8 protein-coding genes are annotated in these 20,709 nt (G+C 66.8%); 1 reads left to right on the top strand and 7 read right to left on the bottom strand.

Annotation, left to right across the window (positions count from 1 at the left end; translation table 11 throughout):
* Positions 1-621: 621 nt before the first annotated feature.
* Genes QX010_RS19015 through QX010_RS18995 form a run of 5 tightly spaced genes read right to left on the bottom strand, consistent with a single transcriptional unit; the run spans position 622 to position 17,568 of the window.
* Entirely contained in the window at positions 622-2,505 is a 1,884-nt protein-coding gene (locus QX010_RS19015) for a hypothetical protein (RefSeq protein ID WP_316181153.1), read from the bottom strand.
* On the bottom strand, positions 2,498-8,167 hold the full coding sequence (locus QX010_RS19010) for a hypothetical protein (RefSeq protein ID WP_316181151.1): 5,670 nt from the start codon (positions 8,165-8,167) through the stop codon (positions 2,498-2,500). The genes QX010_RS19015 and QX010_RS19010 overlap by 8 nt, the downstream gene beginning before the upstream one ends.
* 37 nt (positions 8,168-8,204) lie before the next feature.
* Complete coding sequence (locus QX010_RS19005) at positions 8,205-11,501, bottom strand: hypothetical protein (protein ID WP_316181149.1); 3,297 nt, start codon at positions 11,499-11,501, stop codon at positions 8,205-8,207.
* Between the two features lie 51 nt (positions 11,502-11,552).
* Complete coding sequence (locus QX010_RS19000; protein ID WP_316181147.1) at positions 11,553-15,059, bottom strand: DUF6603 domain-containing protein; 3,507 nt, start codon at positions 15,057-15,059, stop codon at positions 11,553-11,555.
* On the bottom strand, positions 15,052-17,568 hold the full coding sequence (locus QX010_RS18995) for a M64 family metallopeptidase (RefSeq protein ID WP_316181142.1): 2,517 nt from the start codon (positions 17,566-17,568) through the stop codon (positions 15,052-15,054). The genes QX010_RS19000 and QX010_RS18995 overlap by 8 nt, the downstream gene beginning before the upstream one ends.
* A gap of 1,026 nt (positions 17,569-18,594) precedes the next feature.
* On the opposite strand from QX010_RS18995, the gene QX010_RS18990 reads away from it, so the two are divergent.
* Positions 18,595-18,837 (top strand): hypothetical protein, encoded by a 243-nt coding sequence (locus QX010_RS18990; RefSeq protein ID WP_315804587.1) that lies wholly within the window; start codon positions 18,595-18,597, stop codon positions 18,835-18,837.
* 228 nt (positions 18,838-19,065) lie between these two features.
* Here the strand turns inward: QX010_RS18990 and QX010_RS18985 are convergent, their stop codons facing one another.
* Both QX010_RS18985 and QX010_RS18980 read right to left on the bottom strand, forming a co-directional pair.
* Positions 19,066-19,308: a hypothetical protein gene (locus QX010_RS18985; protein WP_315804588.1), complete on the bottom strand. Its 243-nt coding sequence runs from the start codon at positions 19,306-19,308 to the stop codon at positions 19,066-19,068.
* A 126-nt stretch (positions 19,309-19,434) separates the two neighbouring features.
* Complete coding sequence (locus QX010_RS18980; protein WP_316181139.1) at positions 19,435-20,667, bottom strand: MFS transporter; 1,233 nt, start codon at positions 20,665-20,667, stop codon at positions 19,435-19,437.
* Positions 20,668-20,709: the final 42 nt, after the last annotated feature.

Below are 20,709 nucleotides of genomic sequence, written 5' to 3'. Positions count from 1 at the left end.
TGTCGATCACCGTTCTCCCCTTAAGTGCGACGGTGTCACCGACCAGCACCATCGTCGCGCTCCACGTGGGCAGACTGGGGTGTGATTTCAACTATGACGCAGAGAGATTCGTTCTTGAACGACCATGGTACGAACGCGTTGATAAGCGTGATCGCGGCCTTGGTGACTGCGCTGCACAGAATTCGCGAGCCAGGCTGACGGCCTGCGGTGGGACTACCTGTCACGAGGTTTGAGCAGAGCCTGCGGTTGCCCCATGCCGTAAGCGAGGCCGCGTGATCTCTGTCCTTATGGCTATGGGCCTCTGCCGAAGAGGCTCGGGCCGCAACGTACAATAACGCAGTAGCTTCAGATTCGACACAATCAATGCGAACCTCTCCGCGCTCAACCTCGAACGGTGTTCCTCGTGCTCGCTCTCCGTTGCTCCTGCTGTGTCATGAAGGAAGCGCTCAGGTCGGGAATGGGCCCTCGGATAGTCAGGCTTGCCGGCCACTACGTAGTCTTGGGGCACCGAGCGTCTGCCGTCGCGCGAGAAACGACCGACTTGGGAATGACCCGCGCCCGTTCAACCCTCCACCGCCGGCGGCCGCGCCACGCCAGATTCGACGGTGACGTTTCATGCGTTCATGCCTTCCGCTTCGGAAGGATCGTGTCGAAAGCGAGCTTGCTCGACCGCTCGCCGCGATCGGTCTCCTTGCGGATGCCGAGCCAGACGAAAGTGCGGCCGTTGTACCAGCGCGTGCGCTGGAAGCTCTGGGTGACACGAATGCCCGCGCGCGGCACCTCCTCCTCATGGAGATTGTAGCCCTGCTGCTGCGGGAGGTCGAGACCGTGGCGCAGCAGATCGGTGCGAGGTTCGACGCGCACCGGCGGATCCGGGTCGCGGTCGATGACCCGCAGCAGCGCGGCGCGACGCAGCTGAATCTCGCGGCTGTCGTTGTCGATGTGCACTGGGATGAACGGGATCCAGTTCTCCGGCATCTCGCTCATCAGCCGATAGCGGATCGCGGCGTCGTTCTCGATCGGCGCCGCAGGTGGTGGGGCCGGCGGCAGGCTCTCCTCCACCAGGCGACGGAAATAGCGGCGGGTGTCGAGCGCGGCGCTGCGTCCGCTCTTGCTGTCGCCCGAAGCCAACATCACCCGCGACTCGACGCCCCACACCATGTTGGCCATCTCGTCGCGGAACAGTTCCACGGATTCCAGCGGCTCGCCCTCCTGGATCTTCGGCACGCTGGGCACGACGAACAGGCTGAGATCGGCGGGAATGTCGTCGCTCCCCTTCGTCGCCAGCGTAAACATCGACCAGCGTTGCCAATCTTCATCCGCGCCCTTGCCCGCGGCTTCGACCCAGATCCGCTCTCCGAAGACGTTGGTCACGCTCATGCCGGCGACCCTGGTGATCGCCCCGGCCGGCACCGTGAACGGCATCAGGAACCAATCGTTGGCGTAGACGAGGCCGAATTCGATCAGCAGCAGCTTGTTGACGTCCGTCGTCTCCGGATCGATGTCGCCGAAATTCGTTCGTCCCTCCTCGAAGGTCCACCAGCGCGTGTTCGGCATGCCGTCGAACTGGATCGGCGCCGGGATGAACGACGCCGTGAAGGTCGTCTCGATGGCGGCAGGCGGCGGCGCGTCCGCCAGGTCACCGAGCCCTGCGCCGGAGGCGTCGACGTCGAAATTGTACCAGTCGAGATGCCCCTGGAAGTATTCGTCGGCGACCACGAGCTTCTCGCCGCCCGCCTTGGGCGCCGACGCTGCAAAGGCGTATTCGAGGCGATCGGGCAGCCAGGCATCGGCCGCACCCGCGGCGGGCTGGTAGAACGCCTCCCGGTACCACGCCAGGAATTCCGCCTCCGCCGTCTCGATCGCAGCAGTGCTGGCCGGGTTGCCGAGCGCGACGAGGTCGTGCGCGTGATTGCCGGGCGCGGCCATCAGATGCTCGACGAGGTCGTAGCCGTCCATCGACCTGCCGGCGAGCGCCGCCATCGTCTGCCAGGCTTCGCGATGGGCGGCGACCGGCGCATCGGCCTTGAGCGCCGGATCTGGCATGGCGAGCGGCAGCGCCGCGATGAATTGCTGGGCAAGCCCCGGCTCGATGCCGGCGACGAGCTTCAGCCAGCGTCGGCCCAGGGCGATGCGGAGATCGAACGCCATCTTCTGGCCGGCGAGACGGAACGGGATCGGCCGCCGCTCGACCTTGGCTTCGAGCGGCACGTCGTCGGCGAACGCTTCGGGCGGATTGCCGGCCGCGCGGTATTTCGTCAGTTCGGTGGTCTCGATGTGCACCTTGGCGACGACCGGCGAGCCGGCGTCGTCGCCCTGAAACTCGCCCATCTGCCACTGCTTCGTCAGCAGCCACAGCGGATCACGAACCTCGGCCTTGAGCGCGCGGTCGAAATCGTGCGTGCGTGGGCGGCCCTCGAGCCTGTTCCACAACGTAATCGTGGGCAGCTTCACCTTGCCGGAGAACACGGGGGAGAGGTTCTGAACCGCGACATAGTCAGCCATTGCCCGTCTCCGTCTCGGCCAGCACCGCGGCGAGGTTGTTGTTGAAGGCGAGGTTGAGCGAGGCCGTGATCGGATGGAAGGTCACGGCGGACACCAGCGCCGGCAGGAAGCGGGCATAGGCGGTGGTGTCGACGTGGTCGGGCTCGATCGCGCGCTTCTTGGCGAGGTCCATCGTCTCGCGCACCGTGTCGACGAGATCCTGCCACTGCCACGCGCCGACAAATTTCGGCGGCAGCGCCAGCAGCAGGGTCTGCGGCGGTTCGGCGTTTGGCCGGTCGAAGTGGAACGCCAGCCCGGTATCTTCGGTCGGGCGCGGGATCACTTCGGTCCACTCGTCGAGCAACAGCCCGAGTTGCCGCCGCGCCGGATCGAAGCTTTCGGCGAAATGCGCGGTATAGAGCAGCTTGTCCTCATCGATCACGAACGGCTTTCCGTCGGCATCGGTCTCCGGGAATTCGAGTCCGAGCCACGGCAACTCGGGGCGATGCGGAAATTGCAGCGCCTGCAGCGCGACGCCCGCCCCCGTGAACGCCTCGGCGAGATGCTGCGAGGCTTCCAGATCGTGCAGCTTCGACCGCACCCGCGCGACACCCGTGAACCAGTCGTCGAGCGGAAAGCGGCGTCCGATCGTCGTCTTGACGAACCCGAGAATGGTCTCGTCCGCCTGCGCGCCCGCGCCCCAGGCGTTGCTCCATTCACCGGCCAGCGCCGCTGGCAGGCCGAAATCCGGCACGATCTTGAAATCGTCGCCGAACAGCAGCTTCGCCGCCGCGGTCAACGCCTCGATCTTGTTCTTCGCCTCCGCCGCGGCATCGTATTGATCGAGCCGGGCCTGGATCGCCGGCAGCCGCGTCGTCAGCTCGAGCGCGAGCGCGGCGGTGCGCTTCGCCATGTCCTCTGCGAGGGCGACGATCGCCGCGCGCTGGGCTGCGATGTCGATCACCGCGGCGTCGAACGCGGCGTTCGCAGCCTTCGAGGCTTCGATGCCGTCGTGCAGGGCGGCGAGGTCGGACGCATTGTCGTAAAGCGTGATCAGAGCGGCGCGCTGTCCGACGAAGGCGGCGCGCTTGCCGCTCATGAGATCGTCGCGGAAATCGTCCGGTTGCGCCGGTAGAGGGTCGGTCGCCGTGGTCGCGATCAGCTTTTCGGCCACCCGCAGCGCCAGGAACTTCGCCGCGTCCGGCGCGCCCGGATCAGCGTCGTAAGCGGCCATGCGTGCGTCGAACTCGGCGAGTTGCCGGGTCCATCGAGCGATGTAGCCGGCGAGTGCGGCATGCAACTGGGAGAAGATCCGCCGCCGGTCGGCGTAGACGGCACCGGTACCGGTCTGCAACGGCGCGAACGGACCGAGACCCTGCATCACCGACACGAAGCCGGTGATCGTCAGCTCGATCTCCGTGGCGATCTGCGCCTCCTGCTTGGCGTCCAGGCGGGCCTGCAGCGCCGTACGGAAGGTGTCGAGATCCGCAAGCCCCCCGACGAGCAGGACGCGCGGCAGCGTCGCCCGCTCGCGTGCGAGCGCCGCGTCGAGATCGACCGCCTCGTTCGCCTCGCCGGCCATCGCCATGTCGCTCGCCTTGAGCGGACGCGAGCGCAGCAGCAGGCTTCTGAGATGCCGCATCAACGCCGACAGCTCGAACAGCGGCACATGCCCGGCGATCGCCGCGATCCTCTCGCGGTAGGCGATCGTCAGCATGGCGTCCGGGCGAGGCGTATGAGCGGCGATCACATGCGCTTCGATCAGATCGTCGAGCGCCTTGGCGGCTGGATCGTTGTCCGGATCGAGCAGATACAGCAGGTCGATCGGCAGCAGGCCGAGATCGGCCTGCGTCACGTTGTAGTTGACGGCGGAAAGATCGAGCGGGTCGGTGACCGTCACCGAGCAGGCGACCGCTGCCGGCGGCGGCAGAATGCCCGCGAGCCAGGCGTTGAGCGCAGGCTCCGCCTTCGCCCGCGGCGATGTCAGCGCGCCGTCGTTCGGGTCGAGCCCGGCCTTGAGATGCAGCGCCACCCGGTGGGTCAGCGTCACCCCCGACCGCGGCGTACGCACCACGTCGGGGGTCGCCGGGAATTTTCCCTTGGAGTAGGTGTCGAGCACGGCGCCGGCACGGTCGTAGTTGCCCTGCACCACCTGATGCACGCTCTCTGCCATCGCGAGGTCGGCGACCGCGTCGGCGATGTCGGCAATCCGCGCGGCCTCGGCGGTGATCGCGGCTGCCTGCTGCGGGCTCGCCGCCGGCAGGTCGGCATCGTGGCCGAACGGATAGCTGCTCACGCCGCTGGTCTTGATGTGCTCGACCAAGGCCAGGCCGTCGATGACGTTGCGCGCCTCCACCCGGTCGATCCGCAGCCGCCGACCGAACGCGTCGAGCCGACCGGTACGCGTCGGAGTCAGCCGGTCGCCGACCAGCGGGAACACCTTGCGGAGGTCGTAGATGAACCCGTCCACTTCGACGTCGTGGCGGTCGTGCAGGCCGCGCTCGAACTGGTAGCCGAGCAACGCGCCGAGGCTCTGCTCGCCCTTCATTCCCTCAATAATCGATAGCGCGATGCGGACCCGTTCCGAGCTGAGATTGACAGCGAGGCTGCCCGGATTGTCGGGCGTGGCGTTGGACAGATAGCCGTTGCGCAGCACCGCGGCGGTCACCGCTTGGTTCAGCGACGGCGCGTGGATGTAGCCCTGGTTGCTGCGGTCGCGCATCAGCGGCGGCGCGTCGGGATCGGCAAAGATCGCCGCGAGGTTTGCCGGCAGTTCGACGGCCGTCAGCTTCTTGAACTCCGGCTTGACGTTCTCGAGCCAGCCATAGGCGCCGAGATAGATTCCCCTCTTCGCCTCGCCGGCCGGTGCGCCCGGCTGGGCGGTCCCCCGGCCGGCACCGTTCGGATAGCGCATCCGCTCCAGTTGGCGGCTCATGATGCCGCCGTACCAGGCGTCGAACCGGTAGGTGCAGAGGTCGAGATGCTCGGCGAACACCCGTTCCAGCACCGCCGTCGGCGACCTCTTCAGCCGTTCGAGCGCATCGAGCTGGCGCTTGAGATACGCGGTAGCGACCATCGAGGTCAGCACCGTCGGGATGAACTCGCCGACCGTCCTCAGTCCCGTTCCGGTGACGGCGGCGTCGCTGCGGTGGAGGTAGCGCCAGCGGCTGCCGCCGGCCGCAGCCGGCACGGCGAGGCTCGCCTCCTCGACCTGGAAGAACTTCGGCTCGCGCCGCGCCGCCTTCAGCTCGGTCTCGCCGATCAGCCCGGCATTGAAGAACAGACGGATGCTGGTCTCGACGAAGCTCAGGTCGAGCGCGTGATGCAGCATGAGATACAGCAGCGCATTCGGGCGCTGGGTGAAGCCCTGCTGCAGCCGCAGCGCGTCGTGGGAGGTCGCCGCAGCCTTGATCAGCCAGCCGATGTAGTTGTCGCCGCCCGCGGTGTAGGCGCGGATCTGCTCGGTCTCCGACAACGGACGGTCGTCGATCAGCGGGCCCTTGAGCTGGTTGGGCGCCTTGAGAAAGAGTTTCTCAAGGATGTCCGGCACCTCGATTCCCTCGGGCGGCGTGTAGCCGAGCTGCTTCAGCAGATCGAGCCCGCTTCCGACATAGCCTGCGGCGAGCAGGAGCGCGACCAAGGCGCCGCCCGCCCCCTGCATCGCGAGGCGGTTGTACAGTTCCTTGAAGCTTTCGGCGAAGCGCTGCTGGAATTCTACCGATCCGGCGTGCAGGCCGAGGACATCGAGCAGTATCTGATGACGGTCGCCGCCCGGCTTGCCGATGTAGGACACCCGCGACATCAGCGGCTCCAGATCGGCCTCGACCTTGCGCAGCAGTTGATACAACCGCATCAGGAACCGCAATTCCGGATCGTCCGGTGCGTGCGCGGCCCCGACCGCGACGTTCGACCCGGCGAAGATCCATTGGATGCGCGAGCGCGGCGTCGCCGGCAGAATGCCGTAGGGCTGACGACGGACGCGGATCGTAGGCATCGGCCCGCGCGCCGACACGTGCCGGACGAAGAAGTCGCGGGTCCGCTCCACCGTCGAATCGTCGAAGATCGGATGAAGCATGCTCTCCATGAAGTAGCCGAGCGTAGCCGGCCACAGCGCCGTGTTCATGGCGCGGGCGTCGTTGACGTCGTGGCGATGGTAGAAGGGGATCGCCGCCAGCGCGGCCGGATCGAGACCGAGCGTGGCGGCAAGGCAGCGTCCGTCTGTCCGCTCGAACCATCCGTCGGGGTCCAGGGGCGGAGTGCCGAAGTAGTGATCGAAGCTGACGTCGGAATCCTCGCGCCAGCTGTAGGCGGCGCCCTCGCCCTCGACGTTGTTGGTCGGCTGGCCCTGCGGCAGGATCGAGAACCCCGCCTTCGACTGATGATGATGGACGAACAACTGCTCCAGCGCGACCCGGCCGGCGTCTGCATCGGCCCCGAGCCGCACACCGAGCACCATCAACTGATCGAAGCCACGGCGGAAGGCGGCCGGCGTTAGCGGCACCCGGAATCCCATGCCGATCTCGACGGCGCGGTCGAAGTTGCGCACCCATTCGAGCTCCGGACCGAACGTGATGTCGTCGCCGTCGCCCGCGACCGATGCGTCGTCCGTTCCGGTCGGCGACGGCGTGACCGGCAGCGGCGACGGAATCGGTTTTCCAAGTTGCTCGAGCTCGAGCGTTCCGTTGTTGTAGCCGAGCAGGACGAGGCGATCAGGCAAGGTCCGGGCGGTCGCCGGCTGCGACCAGCCGGTCTCGCGCATCGGCGTGGCGTCCGTGGCGGGAAACTCCAGATACGCGGCGATGACCGTGGTGGTCGCGCGGTCCGCGCCTTCGGGCGGCGCGTCGGCGAGATTCCGCGGCCGGTACGCCTCACGGACCGCCGCGGCGCGCTCGGCGCCGAGCGCGCTGTCGAGCGCGGCGATCGCGTCCGCCTGCGCGGCCGCATCGGTGCCCGCGCGCCACAGTGCCGTCCAGAACGTGCTGACCGCACCTCGCTCGGGATCGACGAGCGGCGCGCTGGTCACCACCGTCAGGATCACGGTCGGCACGCCTTCCACTTTGGCCGGTCGCGCCACCTCGTTGAGCGGGCGATGAGTCTGGATCACGTAGTAGGACCGCCCCGAGCCCTGCCCGCTCAGCAGCGTTCGCCAGGCGGCCCGCTCCCCGGCGGGGTCGTGGTTCGCCCGCCAGACGTCGGCCCAATAGGCCTGGGCGCGCTTCACTTCGTCTTCCGACAACGCCTCCTCGAAGCTGTCGACGGCGATGTCGTCCGGATAGACCCGGACCCACAGCTCGTCGCGGTCGCCGCCGAATTCCGCCGCCTGCTTGAAGCGCGTTTCGATTCGCAGCGGCATCAGCAGGATCGGCGTCTGATCGGACAGCAGGCCGATGTTGCGGCGGGGATCGGTGAAGTTCGCGAACAGCCCGATATTGCGGACCACTTCGTCCTTCGCCGCCCTCAGCGCACCGCCCAGCCGCTCGATCTCGGAGGCCGCCGCCTTGATCTCCTTGTCGATCGCCGCCAGCGCCGGATCGTCGGCGCCCTTGCTGACGCGCTCGGCCCGTGCGCGGTCGCGGATCAGCCGCGCGCGGGTGTGGCGAAGCCGGCCGATTTCGCGCGACGTCGCATCGGCCGCGGCGCGCGACGCTTCCAGCTCCTTGCGGATATCATCGAACTCGGACATGTCGCTTCAGCCGCCCCCTGTCGTGTCCGCTGCGCGATCAGTTCGGCAGCATCTCGCTGCCGTGCACCGCGACCAGCACGGGAACCTGGTAGAGGATGTAGGCGAGCTCCGCGGAGTTGCTGTCCGGATGCCAGCGGAGCGCCTTGTCCTCATCGTATTGTTGTTTCTTCTCCTGCAGCTCCGGAGCCACCGGATCGTCCAGGGTGAGGGTCGGCCCGCCCGGCCTGATCTGCAGGAAGCCCTTGTCGGCGTCGGACAGCACGTCGGGCCAGGCGAGGTCGTTCCAGACGTTGAGCGGCCCATCGCGAGAAATATCGAGGCCGAAGCGCGGCTCGCCGGGCCGCTCCTTGATGACGAAGAACCAGCCCGGCGCCGTCGAATTGCCGCGGCCGCTGCCCCCCTTCGCCTCCTTCGAGGTCAGGTCGAAGCCGATGAAGGTGATGTCGGGATCGACCTTGGCTTCGTAGAGCGGTGTGCGCAGGCGATCCTCCACCGGACCGTCGGTCTCCAGCACCCGCTCGACGCGGGGATTGATCGCGCCGCCGTCGTCGCGCTGCCAGCGCGCCTTCTGGGCGTAGATCACCGCGGTCGGATATTTCTTCAGCAGCTCGCCGCGGATGACGAGGACGACTTCCTCCTCGTTCTCGCCCGGCTTCTCGCGATGGTCGTGATCGCCGAGCTTGGAGAACAGCGACCAGGTGTGGAGCGGCGGAATATCGCGGAGCTTTTCGCGCAGCTCGTCCTTCGACAGGCCCTCCCGGTCGATCACGCCGCTCGGGTCCCAGAACTGGCGGAAGCAGCTGCCGCGCTGGTCAGTGGGATATTCGCGCCACAGCAGCTCGCGGGCGAATTCATGGTTGAGGCCGACCATGTAGGCCTCGATGAAACGCTGATTGGTCTCGAGCAGCGTGATCGTGTTCTGCGGAATCTTGTCGATGTTCGGCAGGAAGTGCTCGTCGGACAGGCCGAGAAGCGGCTTGTACATCGGCAGGTCGATTTCCGGATATGCCATCACCGGCTTGAACACTTCCGGCTGCAGCAGCGTCGCGATCCCGTTGATGGCCAGCACTCGCGGCGGAATGGTGATCGAGGAGAAGGTGAAGGCGGGCACCGTCTTGTCGGGATCAATCGCAGCGAAGGTCGACGCTCCGAGCGCGGCGATGTCGATCGGCTTGCGCAACGGCGGCCTGCCGAGATCGGCGCTGACTGTGAGCAGCCGGTTGAGGTCCTTGAGGGCCAGTTTGAAGCGCGCCGCCTCCGGGCTGTCGGCGGACGAAGCGCCGCCGACAGGCTCCGGCGCGGCGGGATCAGGATCGCGGATGGTGAACGACGGAAAGCCCGGCAGCGCGTCGATGATCTCGGGCGAAGCCCCTTGCGGCAACACGCCGGTCGCGATGCCGGCCTGCTTCTCGAGCCGCACCAGCCATCCGAACAGCGCCAGCGCCGCTGCCGCGACCACGATCGCGAACGGAATGGCGACGGCCAGCAGCAGCACGGCGAGCAGCAGCAGAACGACCAGCAATACCCACTTCGCCCAGCGGTGCTTGGCGAGCCAGTCGGTCAGCTCCGCGGGCAGCGACTTCGGCTGAAGTTGCGCGGCGACATCCTCCACCGCCGGCAAGGCTTCCGGGGTGACCCGCGGCGGCGCCGCGCTGACCTCGCCGCGATTGATCTTCTCCAGCAGCTCTTCGGCGCCTTTCGGCGAGTCGAAGCCGAGCGTCGCCGCGACCTGGTCGCGCGGCCGGAGCGCGCGCCGGAACGGCGCAGACAGCGCCGCGCGGGGCACCGTGCTTTCCTTGAGCCGATGGCGCAGCGTGAAGCCGTCGGCGATCACCCGGCGCTGCACCGGCGCCATCATCGTGAGCCCGCGCTCCGCGCTGAGATCTTTCAGCGGCCCGAGATGGCGCGCATGCCAGATCGCGGCCGCCGCCTTGGCGAATTGCGCCAGCCTGATCCGCCGGTTCGCCGCGAGGATGTCGCCGACCTGGTCCCAGGCGGCGTCCATATAGGCCTCCTGGTTCTTCTGCACGACTTCCGTGCCGAACGCGGCGGGAACGCGAAACCGCGGGTCCAGATTGAGCTCGTGCACCCAGTTGCGCGGCTGCGGCGCGTCGCTGCCATCCGCCTCCTCAAGCAGCCGTTCGGTGAGCGCGTGCCAGCGGCCGTACAGCGGCGGCGTGATCACCGGGTCGGGCGCGCCTTCGCGGGCATAGTCGTCGGTCAGGTTGACGAAGCCCGCCAGCGCCTTCTCGAATTCGTGCGCGTAGGGTTCATCCCAGCCCTCATAGGCCGCAGCTTCTGCCTCCTGCGCACCGGTCAGCGCCTCGTCCGGCACCTTGAGCGCGCCGCCGAGCCGCAGCACCCCGTGAAGCCCGGCGACCGCGATGGGCGGCATCCCGGAACCCGGCGTCTGCGTGTCCATGTCGCGGCGGCCGAGCCGCGAGTCCGGCGGACGCGGCTTCAGCAGGCGGACGAGGTACTCGAAATCGCCCACCGTCCCGGTCTTGAAGTACCACCGCTTGTACACCGGATGCAGCGTCGGGAACGGCCGGTCGGTATAGTCCGCCCAGGCCGACAGGGTGGCGAAGAGCGCGGGATTCGCCACCGGCGCGATTCCGAGGCCGGCGAGACGGCCGCTCTCGAAGGTCGGCACCACGAACGCATGGTAGGACGTATTCGGCTTCAACTGACGCGGCGACAGGACGCGCGAATAGGCGTAGTCCGGATTGCTGGCCAGCAGGCTCTCCAGTCGCGCCCTCGCCTGGTCGGCATTGGTCGATTCCACCACGCCGTCCTGCTGGATCAGGTCGCGATTGACGTGGACGTGCGCCCAGGCCCAAAGCTGGTCGGCGGGCGGAAACACCGAGGCCGGATCGCCCGTCACCTCGATCGCCGGCAGCGGCCGCGCCGACGACACCGCGACTTCCTTGAACTCCTCCACCTCGAGCACCAACAGTGCGAGCCACGGGCGCAGCCGGTGGCGCGACTCGTCCGGCGCCGCCGGCGTGTAGCGCCACGGAAAATCCTCGTCATAGAACTCAACGAAGGGCAGGTAGTTCGGCTCGAAATTGGTGATCCAGTCGCGCGGCTCCACCTTCACCACCGCCTTCGGATCGATGCCGACGATGTCGCCGGGACCATAGAGCGCGACGTCGCGCGAAATCGTCGCCGTCAGATCCGTGTCGCCCTGGACCGGCCGCCCGGCCAGCGACAAGTCGACCTTGATCGTCGCGCGCAGCGCCACCGCGTTGTCGTTGTCGGCCGCGGTGATGTTGTTCGCCACGCCGAGCCGCAGCCAGGGCAGGAAGGAATAGGTGCCGATCGTGTCGCTCATCCCGCCCCTCCCCGCCGCCTCGCCGGACCGCCCGCCATCATCGTGCCTCCGCTACGCCGCGCGCTTCATCTCGTGCGGGCGCACGATATGGGCCTCGCTGGCGAAGCTCGGATTGCGCCGCGTCTCGGCCGCCATGAATTCACCGGCGCTGGCGCGCGATTGGAACGACGCAGGCGCGCCGGCGATCGGCGAATTGTCGGCCAGGCTCACCACCACATAGGACGCCTGATCGACCGCGATCTTGTCGTCGAATCCGTGCTTCAGATCGCGCGACTTCGCCGAGATCTCGGACCGCGCCACGGCGTTGTTGGCCAGGAAGTGCGTGAACAGCCCGGAGATGAGCGTGACGAAGCGCCGGCGTGCGCGCTTGAAATTGTTGTCGACGATGATCTCTTCGTAGCGGGCGATGCGCTTGGTGACATAGCTGGTCTTGGCCTGGTTGCCAGTGACCGACAGCTCCAGCCCCGCCTCCTCGGCCTCGTAGTCGGAAGCGCTGAGCTTCTCGCCGTCCTTGAGGTCCTTGAACTGGGCGATCGCGAACGACTCCCGGATGGTGGCGCGCTTCTCGATGCCCGACGTCGCGGCCGCGACCGAGAAGTAATTGGCGTCGTCCGGGCGCTGCGCGCCGATCTTGTCGAGGGTGATGCCGAGCGGAATCGCACGCTGGGTGATCTTGAGCGAGCCGACCGGATGCAGCACAAGGTCGGAGCCCGCGTCCACGGTCTTGAGCGTCACCAACAGCCTGCTGCTGTTCTGCAGCGCGGCAGTCCAATTCTCCGCCTTCGAGTATTCCGCCACCAGCAGGGGCAGCACGGAGACCGGCGGCAGGCTGGTGTCCTCCTTGTCGCCCCAGGTGTGGGAGAAGTCGACGTCGACGTCCCAGAACAGCAGCGAGATGCTCCCGGTGCCCTCGACGTGCCAGGGCGATGTGCCCTCGAGCGAGCCGCGGAAGCGGATACTGAACAGCCCCGCGCCGAACAGCTTCACCGACAGCGAGGCAGAGATCGTGATGATGAAATAGAACGGCGAGAACTGGAACAGCGCGTCGAAGGCGAGATGGCCCTCGATGCTGGCGATCGAGATGCCGAAATAAAGCTCCGCATGTGCGCCGAACTGCACGGTGTTCGACGTCACCGCGAAATAGGCGTCGACCCGGATGCGGGCCACCGGCGTGTTGAGGATGTTGATCGCGATCCGGGGGATCGGCGGGAACGGCAGCGGCGGTGGATTGTAGGCCGGGTGGAAGCCGCCGACGGAGACGATGAAAGTGGCGTCGCCGCCGAATGACGCCAGCACGCCCATGCCGCCGTCGAGCGGCATGAAGATCACGCGCGATTCGTACAGGATGGCGAAGAACCAGCCGCGCTTCTTGTCGAATTCGATCGCGCCCATGAAGGCGACCTGGATGATGATGAGCGGCAGCCGCTCGTCCGGGATCGCCACCGTCAGCTTGCCGATGATGGCGATGTTGCCGGGAATCTCGATGATGATCCCCAGCGACAGGCTGATCAGCGTCGGCGTGCCCCAGCCGAACTTCGCCATCGGGCCGATCAGGAAGGTCCCCTGCTCCGGCGGGAAGAAGGTGCGGAGGTCGGAGATGATCCGGTGCGCGTTGGCAACGACGTCGTGCGGGAACAGCACCGAGTCCAGCGAGCCGGCGCGCACGCCGTTGACCAGCGCGTCGAGGTCCATCGAGCGGTTGAGGCCGACGAGTCCGCCGACTCCCAGCAGGGTGAAGCCGAAGCCGAGCTGCATTCCGGGATTGAACTCGACCGTGATGATGGCGATGAAGGAAAAGCCCTTTGACCCGTCCGGCATCTTGGTGGTGATGACGCCGATTGCCGTCACCGAGAGAAAGTCGAGGATCTTCAGTTCGAGCGCGCCGGCATATTCGCCGCGGTCCGGATCGATGAAGAGATAGCCGCCGCCTGTCACCGCCCCGGCATCGATCGACAGCCCGACGCCGTTCGGTGGCTTGAAGCCGAAGGATAGATCGATCGGGCCGAGATTGCCGCCGCTCCCCGGAAAAGCGAGATCGGTCCGCAGCCCGATGTTTTCCACCACCGCGACCAGCGGACCGAGCGCCGCCTTCAGCGTCGCGCCGATATCGATCGGGAGGCCGCCACCCGACGGTGTCACCGCGAGCGTCAGTCCCTGCACCTCGATCGGACCGAGGTCGATATGCGCTGGGATCTGGATCTCGAGATGCGAGGTGCCGCGGAAGTACACGCCGCGCGGATAGGCGACGCCGAGGCCGAGATCGAACTCGAACCGCGTCGAGATCCCCGACAGGATGGTCGAGATGAAGCCGTCCGAGCCGGACGCGTCAAGGACGAAAGCGAGGCCCTTGAGGTCCACCTCGGCGAACACCTCGACGTCCTTGCCCGCCACCAGCGTGAAGCCGCCGGCACCGCTCACCGATTGGTATTCGAGCCGCGTGCCCTCGCCGGTGCCGAGGACAATGGTCGGGCTGCCGGAGGCGGCGGAGTATTCCACTTCGACGCGCGCGGTGCCCTTGGCCGACGTCGGCGCGCCGCTGCCCGCGAAGCCGGTCACCATGTCGATGCCGCTGCCCGGCCGCACCATCAGGCCGACACCGCCGGTGAGATCGAGGTCGCTCGAGATCGTCACCGCGATCGTCGGACCGAGCTGCATCCGCACCGACAGCAGCCCGCTGAACGACGGCAGCAGCGCGAAGCCCGGCTTCTTGCTCCCGGACTTCGGCAGCGGGAACAGTCCGAGCTCGGCCGATAGCCGACCCGCGTCGCGCGCCCGCTCGAAGAACACCAGGCGGAGCCGCTTGCGCACCGCGGCACGCCCGGTCGGAGGGCCGCCTTCCAGCGCGCGCGCGACCCGATCCGGCACCTCCACCATCCGGACGTCGAGCCCGAGCCCGGCCGCGAGGCTGTCGATCTGCCGCGCGAAGCCGGAGAAGTCGAAGCTGTCGGTGCCCCAGCCGAAGGCGTTCTCGAACAGTGTCACCGGGTCGGAGACGATCTTCGGCAGGTCCGGGAAACTGAACCTGTAGTCGATGTAGTCCGGGCGGTTGCCGGCCGGCGCGGTATAGCGGGTGCTGATGACGCCGAGCGCCTGCAGCGCGAAACCGATGCCCGGATGATGGTTGCGCAGATAGGTGATGAAGAGATAGCCGACGAGCTGCCCCGGAAACTCGCCCTTGAAATTGTCGGCGTTCAGCGTCGCCGAAAATGCACCGCCGGGCGCCGAGACGAGGTCGTCGATCGCCTGCACGACGCCGGCGATCGCCTCGATGGCCTTGAAGGCGTCTTCGAGCGCCCCGGACTCCAGCGTCATCTCGCCGTCGGACGCCACTTCGCCGTCGAGCGACAGCCGACCGCCGACCAGCGCCTGGAGCCGATCGAACAACAACTGCAAGTCGACCGCGAGATCGGCGATCGGCTTCGGAATCACGTCGGAATCCCAGCCCAGCTTGAGCAGCAGGCCCTGGAACGCGGCCGGCGACTCCACGGCCGCCCGCAGCGGCAGCAGCAGCTTGCCGATCTCGGCCACGATCGTTTCGAGGGCGCCCGGTTCAGCCATTTTTCTTGGCCTCCGGATAGAATTCACGGTCGACGACGTCGTGCAGCGCGGGATCGACGCGGTTGGTGATCAGCCATTTGCAGACATGGCAGAAAGCGCCGCTGCTGTTCCGCATCTTGCAGTCGCCGGCCGACCGATAGACCAGCCCGGTGAAGTTGTATGCGCCCTCGTACAGGCCGACCAGCCGCTGCGCCTTGCATGGCGGCTTGAAGTCCGGGATGTCCTTCGGGTCGTCGCCCTCGTCGTTCACATGAGCGGTGTCGGTATCCTTGTTGAGCGGCAGATGGTTGCCTGCGATGAAGTCGCGCACCTTCTTTTCCACCACATAGACCAGCGCGTCCGCATCGTCGCGGCGCGGCACGAACAGCAGCGAGCCTTTCGGAAACACGGGAAACGGCGCCGGCGGCAATTCCAGCCCGCCGAGCCGGATCGAGCCGAGGTTCTGGTCGATGTCGCCGATGTCGAGTCTGACGAGGTAATCGGCATCGATGAACGTGAGCGGCAGTTGCTGGCCGATCGCCGTGATCTGGATGCGGCGGAGAAACGCCTGGCGGCCGGCCGCCTTCGCCTGCACCCAGCGCGGGATCTGGCGCGGGTCGATCCTGACCTCGATCGAGCCACCCTGCTGGGTCGAAGCCTGGGTCAGCTTGGCCGAAAGCTCGATCCTGAGAAGTTCGAACCATTTCACCTTGGACGGATCGACCAGACGGGAGTGGTTGGCGGCGTAGCTCGGATCCTGAAAGATGTCGGCGAGCGCGACGATGTTGTCGTCCTCGCTCGAAGCGGTCGCATTGTCTTCGGCGCTCGTCTCGTATTCGTCGCCGAGATTGAAGGAATGGCCGAACTCGTGCGCAACCGTGTCGATAATATCGGTGAGATCGGCGTCGATGTCGCTGGCAGGCTTGCGCCGCATCACTTTCTTCGTCGCCGTGTTGGTCGCCGGATATTCGAAGTCGAGCGTCTTCAGGCTCTGCAGCGAATTGGCGGTCACGGTCGACTGGTTGAAATTGGTGCCGCCGATCATGTCCTCGTTGGTGATCATGGCGATCAGGCCGCGGCTGCGCTTGAAGCTGCCGTCCGGTATCCACTCGGCGCCGAGCGCGGTGTGCGGCGACGACCCGAGCCGCAGTCCGGACAGGTAGGCCATGATCGGCGCCGCAACGTTCGCGCGGCCGTCCCTGGCGAGCTCCGGCGGGTGCCGGCGCGGATCCGGGGCAAGGTGCCGGGTGGCGCTGGCCGGCTTGAAGAACTGATAGGCGCGGGCGATCAGCGGCGCGAGGTTGGCATCGCCCGCCGCATCCGCCGCCGGCATCGTCAAAGCGGCCCCGGACTTCGCCGACCGGTCGCCCCAGCGGGCGCCGAGCATCAGGCCGTAGAAGGTGTCACGTGCCTCCAGGATGCCGAGCGATTTCTGCTTCCTCCACGCTTCGATCAGGGTGTCGTTGACCTTCGCCGCGTCGTAATTGGGCAGCGACTGGCTCGCCCACCGCGCCTTCAATTGCGCCGGCGTCGCAGTCTCGTTGCGGAGCGGCAGGCCGACACGGGCCACGAGCTCGTCGACCTCGTAGATACTCTTGTCGTCCGAAACGCTGTAGTTCCACGGAATCGGTCCGCCCTTGCCGAGCTCGGAGGTCTCCTCGTCGTTGACGCGCCAGCCGCAGGTCACCGCCTGCTCTTCCGACGCCTGGAAGGCCTTGAATACGTTGAAGCTGCCCGCGAGCGTGCCATAGGGCTCGTGGCGCTTCTGCGAGAACAGACCGTCCGCCGCTTCCTGCACGATCTTGTCGAACTTGTCCTTCTCGGACGCGCGAAAGCCTTCGGCGAGGAACAGGATGTTGTGCATCTCGGCGGCATTGGCGAGGTCGCCGGCGCGCACCGTGGAGATGTTGTCGCGGGTCTTGGCGTAGTCGACCACCTTCACCGGCAGGCTCTGGTTGACGCCGAGGAAGCTGCCGTCGAGCTGGGCCGTCCCCTCGCTCACGCCCCTTAACCGTCCCTCATTGTTCGTATTTGCCACCACGAAGGTGCCGGGGCTGCCTGAGCTGAGCGTGACGAAGCCGTGCCCGGTGATGTCGCCGACGAGATCGGTCCCGGTCGGGTCGTCGCTGAACAGCGCGCACAGCGTCGGCTGGCTGTGGGCAACCGTCGGATGCAGCGCCGTGGTGATCGACGAGTTGCCGAACCACCAGCCGAGCACATCGTCGTGCACCTGGATACGCGCGACGACGTAGCCGGGGCCATATTCGATCACCACGAGATTGATGCCGACGTCGTCGCCGGTGATGGTGCGCGCCGCAGGATCAATCGTCACGAAGCTGGTCAGCCGGGACCCGACCGGGTTGTACGGCGCCAGGATTCGAAAATTGCAGTCCGCGGTGACGTCGGTCAGCGTGTAGGTCGTCGAGCCGTTCGGCAGGTCCTGGTCGAACACGCGGAACGGCAGCACCTTGGTCGCGGGCTTCTTCAGCGCGACGTGCATGTCGCAATGCGGATAGACGATGAGAGGCATGCCGGCACGACCCTCTCTCAGCCAGCACACCTATCGGGAAGCCCGTCGCTCCCATCGAAAATCTGGCATCATCAAGATTGTACACTCAAGCCTTCTCAACACAACCTCAACGTGATACTGTTTCGACATCCTTCCGCAATTGTCGTTTGCCGAGTGGTGTTCTCCATCACTGGGGCCAATCCTGCTGCAAATGCCGGCGGCGTGGAGCTCTCGTTGTCCTCGTTCACGGATGAACACGACCGCTCTATGGCGCGATCCGGTTTCTCTCCGTCGAGCTCCTTGAGACGTACTGCGACTGACCGCGTCTCCTATCCGTGGGTTCGGCCCGACGCTGCTCGACGTTGTCACGGGCGCAGACAAGCACCGTCACGTCATTCGGATGTCAAACAGCCAGATGTCAAACAGCCACTTGCGGTCGCTTCAGGCGTGCGCGCGCAGTCTCGCGGCTCGATGAGTCCGAGGGATGCGCTGGTCGGCGCGCCTCGACATACGAGAGGCGCAGGGAGAGCCGGACCTCGACTGAGGCCCGTGGCCCGTCTGCGAGAAAAATGCAGGCGGCAGGTACCACAGGTCCAGCCGGACGATCCGGCCCTCCCTGCGCGATCGGTTTTAACGGTGTCCTTCGTGCTCTCCTTGGGGACCGGGCTTTCTTGCCCCCATCGCCCGCGTGACGCTTGCGCATCAACAGCAGGCTTGACCTCAGCATCGGGAGGCCGGGACCCCACGACTTCGCCGTCCGCGACGCACGCGCTCGTCTGGCGCAGCATCCACGTCCATCGCAGCCCACCTCCACGTATCGTGACGACGCGTACGCCCTCTGCACGAGGCGGGATGCGCAGATAAAATCTGCGGTTTCGGAAAACCGGCAAGTGGAATCTTTATTTCGGCCGACGCCTTGAAAAAGATGGCCAACCGCAACGACGCACAGGCGCCCGCGACTTCGTCTGTCGCGCTGCAGCGTTGCCAATCTCGTTGATTGAGCGCAGGCTATCAAAAGCGCAGAAGTCGCATCAGGGGGAGAGACGCATGAAGGAACCGGGCCTGGACGGCCGCCATCGGGACAAGGATGGCGAGATCAGCAGGAAGCACGGCAATACGCTGGTCGGCACGCTGCGCAAGATCTACGGGAAGTCGTTCGCAGCGGGCTATCCGGACTCGACGAAGCTGAGCGACGTGCTGCTTCAGCTCAACGAGACGTCGCTGAGCCAGTTGCGCCGGGACCACGGCACCGGGCATTTGGATCACAAGATCAAGGAAGCCTCGAAGTAATCGGGTTTTGCTGATCGGGACTCATCGCCCGATTGGCGAGGCCGATTGGTGTTCGCAAGGTTTGTTCGCTCCCGTGGTTTCGTGCCGTCCGTTCGCGTGGAGCGCGTCGTCTTGCAGCTCTGTGGTGTAGCGGCGTCTTGCATCGCTGCGCTGCTGCGGAGTGCCACCGCGCGCCGGAAAGCCCGGGCACCGGGCACTCCGACGCGGAATCCGAGGGACGATCCCGTCCTACTTCCCCATGCTCCCCGCCTGGTTCGTGCCTGGGCCGACGTTGCCCTGGCTCGACGAGGTGGAATCGCGGCTGGACTTCATCGCGCCGCCGGTCGCCCGCATGTTGCTGCCGGTGGTCTGCGACGAGGTCGTCGAGGTCGCGGCGCTGTGCTTCTTGGCATGCTTGGCTTGCGCGGCGAGCGGGACGGCAGCGAGGGTGGCGGCGACGAGGGTGGCAATGGCGAGCTGGGTCTTCTTCATGGATCCGATCTCCATCCGGTTGAACCCCACGCTCGCCCAACCCGGCTGCGACATCACAGTTCCTGCCGGTGGATCAAGCGTTGTTGTCCGATTCCGACCGCGGCGTGAAGGTGCGATGCAGCAGCGTCAGGCCGGCGTCTGCATCGGCACGGCGCCAGGCTGCGACGCCGGTTTGGGAAACGGCCTGAATGTCATCATCATCATGACAGCGCCGAGGCCCATCACCCACGAGCCGACATAGAGCCAGGTGTAGCTGGCAAAGCTGTCGTAGATCAGGCCGCCGGCCAGCGGGCCGGTCGCCATGCCGAGGCTGCCGGCCATCGCCGTGCCGCCGATCACCGTGCCCATGATGCTCTGCGGAAAGTTGTCGCGCGCGATCGCCGCGTAGAGCGGCATGGTGCCGGCATAAAGGAAGCCGAACGTCGCCGCGACGGCATAGAACGCGGCGAGGTCGCGCACGGCCACGTAGGCGAGCGCACCGAACGCCTGCGCCAGCAGGCCGAGAACGAGCACACGCTTGGCGCCGAAGCGGTCACCGAGCAGGCCGAAGGCGATGCGGCCGCCGAGGCCGGCGAGGCCCTCGATGCTGTAGATCGTCACCGCCGCCATCAGCGGGATGCCGCAGGTGACGGCGTAGCTGACGGTGTGGATGATCGGGCCCGAATGGGTGGCGCAGCAGAAGAAGTTGGTGGCGAGCAGGATCAGGAACTGCGGCGAGCGCAGCGCCGCCGCGCGCGTCATCTCGGCCGGACCGTCGGTAGGGCCCGACGCGAGGGCGGCGTCGGGCGCTGACGATGGTGGACGGCCCACCAGCAGCGACGTCGGGATCATGATGGCGGCGACGATGGCGGCGATGCACTGCATCGCGGTGCGCCAGTCGTAGCTGGACACGAGCCAGGCCGCGAGCGGCGACATCGTCATCGGCGCGACACCCATGCCGGCCGAGACCAGCGAGACCGCGAGGCTGCGGTGGGTGTCGAACCAGCCGGTGACGGTCGCCATGACCGGCGGGAAGATCGCCGCTGTCGCGATGCCAGCGATCAGTCCGAACAGCAGTTGGAACGCCAGCAGCGAGGACGTCAGGCTTGCCAGCAGCAGGCTGACGGCGAGCAGGACCGATCCGATCAGCAGCACGGGACGCGGGCCGATCCGGTCGGACAGCGTGCCCCAGGCCATGCTGGTGACGGCCATCGCCAGGAAGCCGATGGTCATCGCGCTGGAGATCCCCGCGACCGACCAGCCGGTCTCGGCGGCCATCGGCTTGAGGAACACCGGCAGCGAGAACAGGCCGCCGACCGCGACGCAGCCGAGCACGCCCCCGGCCGCCACGATCACCCAGCGATAGTGCGATGTGATCATTCGTCTCCTCCTCTGCCGTTCGATGACAAGACGAACGGCGCG

The organism is Bradyrhizobium sp. SZCCHNRI1009 (genome assembly GCF_032487575.1).
Taxonomy (GTDB): Bacteria; Pseudomonadota; Alphaproteobacteria; order Rhizobiales; family Xanthobacteraceae; genus Bradyrhizobium.
Note: the sequence above shows the minus strand (reverse complement) of the source record. Positions and strands in the feature narration are given on the sequence as shown.

Bases quoted from the DNA above. Each gene is read 5' to 3' on its own strand.
- QX010_RS18995 (WP_316181142.1), bottom strand. From the start codon at position 17,568: ATGCCTCTCATCGTCTATCCGCATTGCGACATGCACGTCGCGCTGAAG.
- QX010_RS18990 (WP_315804587.1), top strand. From the start codon at position 18,595: ATGAAGGAACCGGGCCTGGACGGCCGCCATCGGGACAAGGATGGCGAG.
- QX010_RS19015 (WP_316181153.1), bottom strand. From the start codon at position 2,505: ATGGCTGACTATGTCGCGGTTCAGAACCTCTCCCCCGTGTTCTCCGGC.
- QX010_RS19010 (WP_316181151.1), bottom strand. From the start codon at position 8,167: ATGTCCGAGTTCGATGATATCCGCAAGGAGCTGGAAGCGTCGCGCGCC.
- QX010_RS19000 (WP_316181147.1), bottom strand. From the start codon at position 15,059: ATGGCTGAACCGGGCGCCCTCGAAACGATCGTGGCCGAGATCGGCAAG.
- QX010_RS18985 (WP_315804588.1), bottom strand. From the start codon at position 19,308: ATGAAGAAGACCCAGCTCGCCATTGCCACCCTCGTCGCCGCCACCCTC.
- QX010_RS19005 (WP_316181149.1), bottom strand. From the start codon at position 11,501: ATGAGCGACACGATCGGCACCTATTCCTTCCTGCCCTGGCTGCGGCTC.
- QX010_RS18980 (WP_316181139.1), bottom strand. From the start codon at position 20,667: ATGATCACATCGCACTATCGCTGGGTGATCGTGGCGGCCGGGGGCGTG.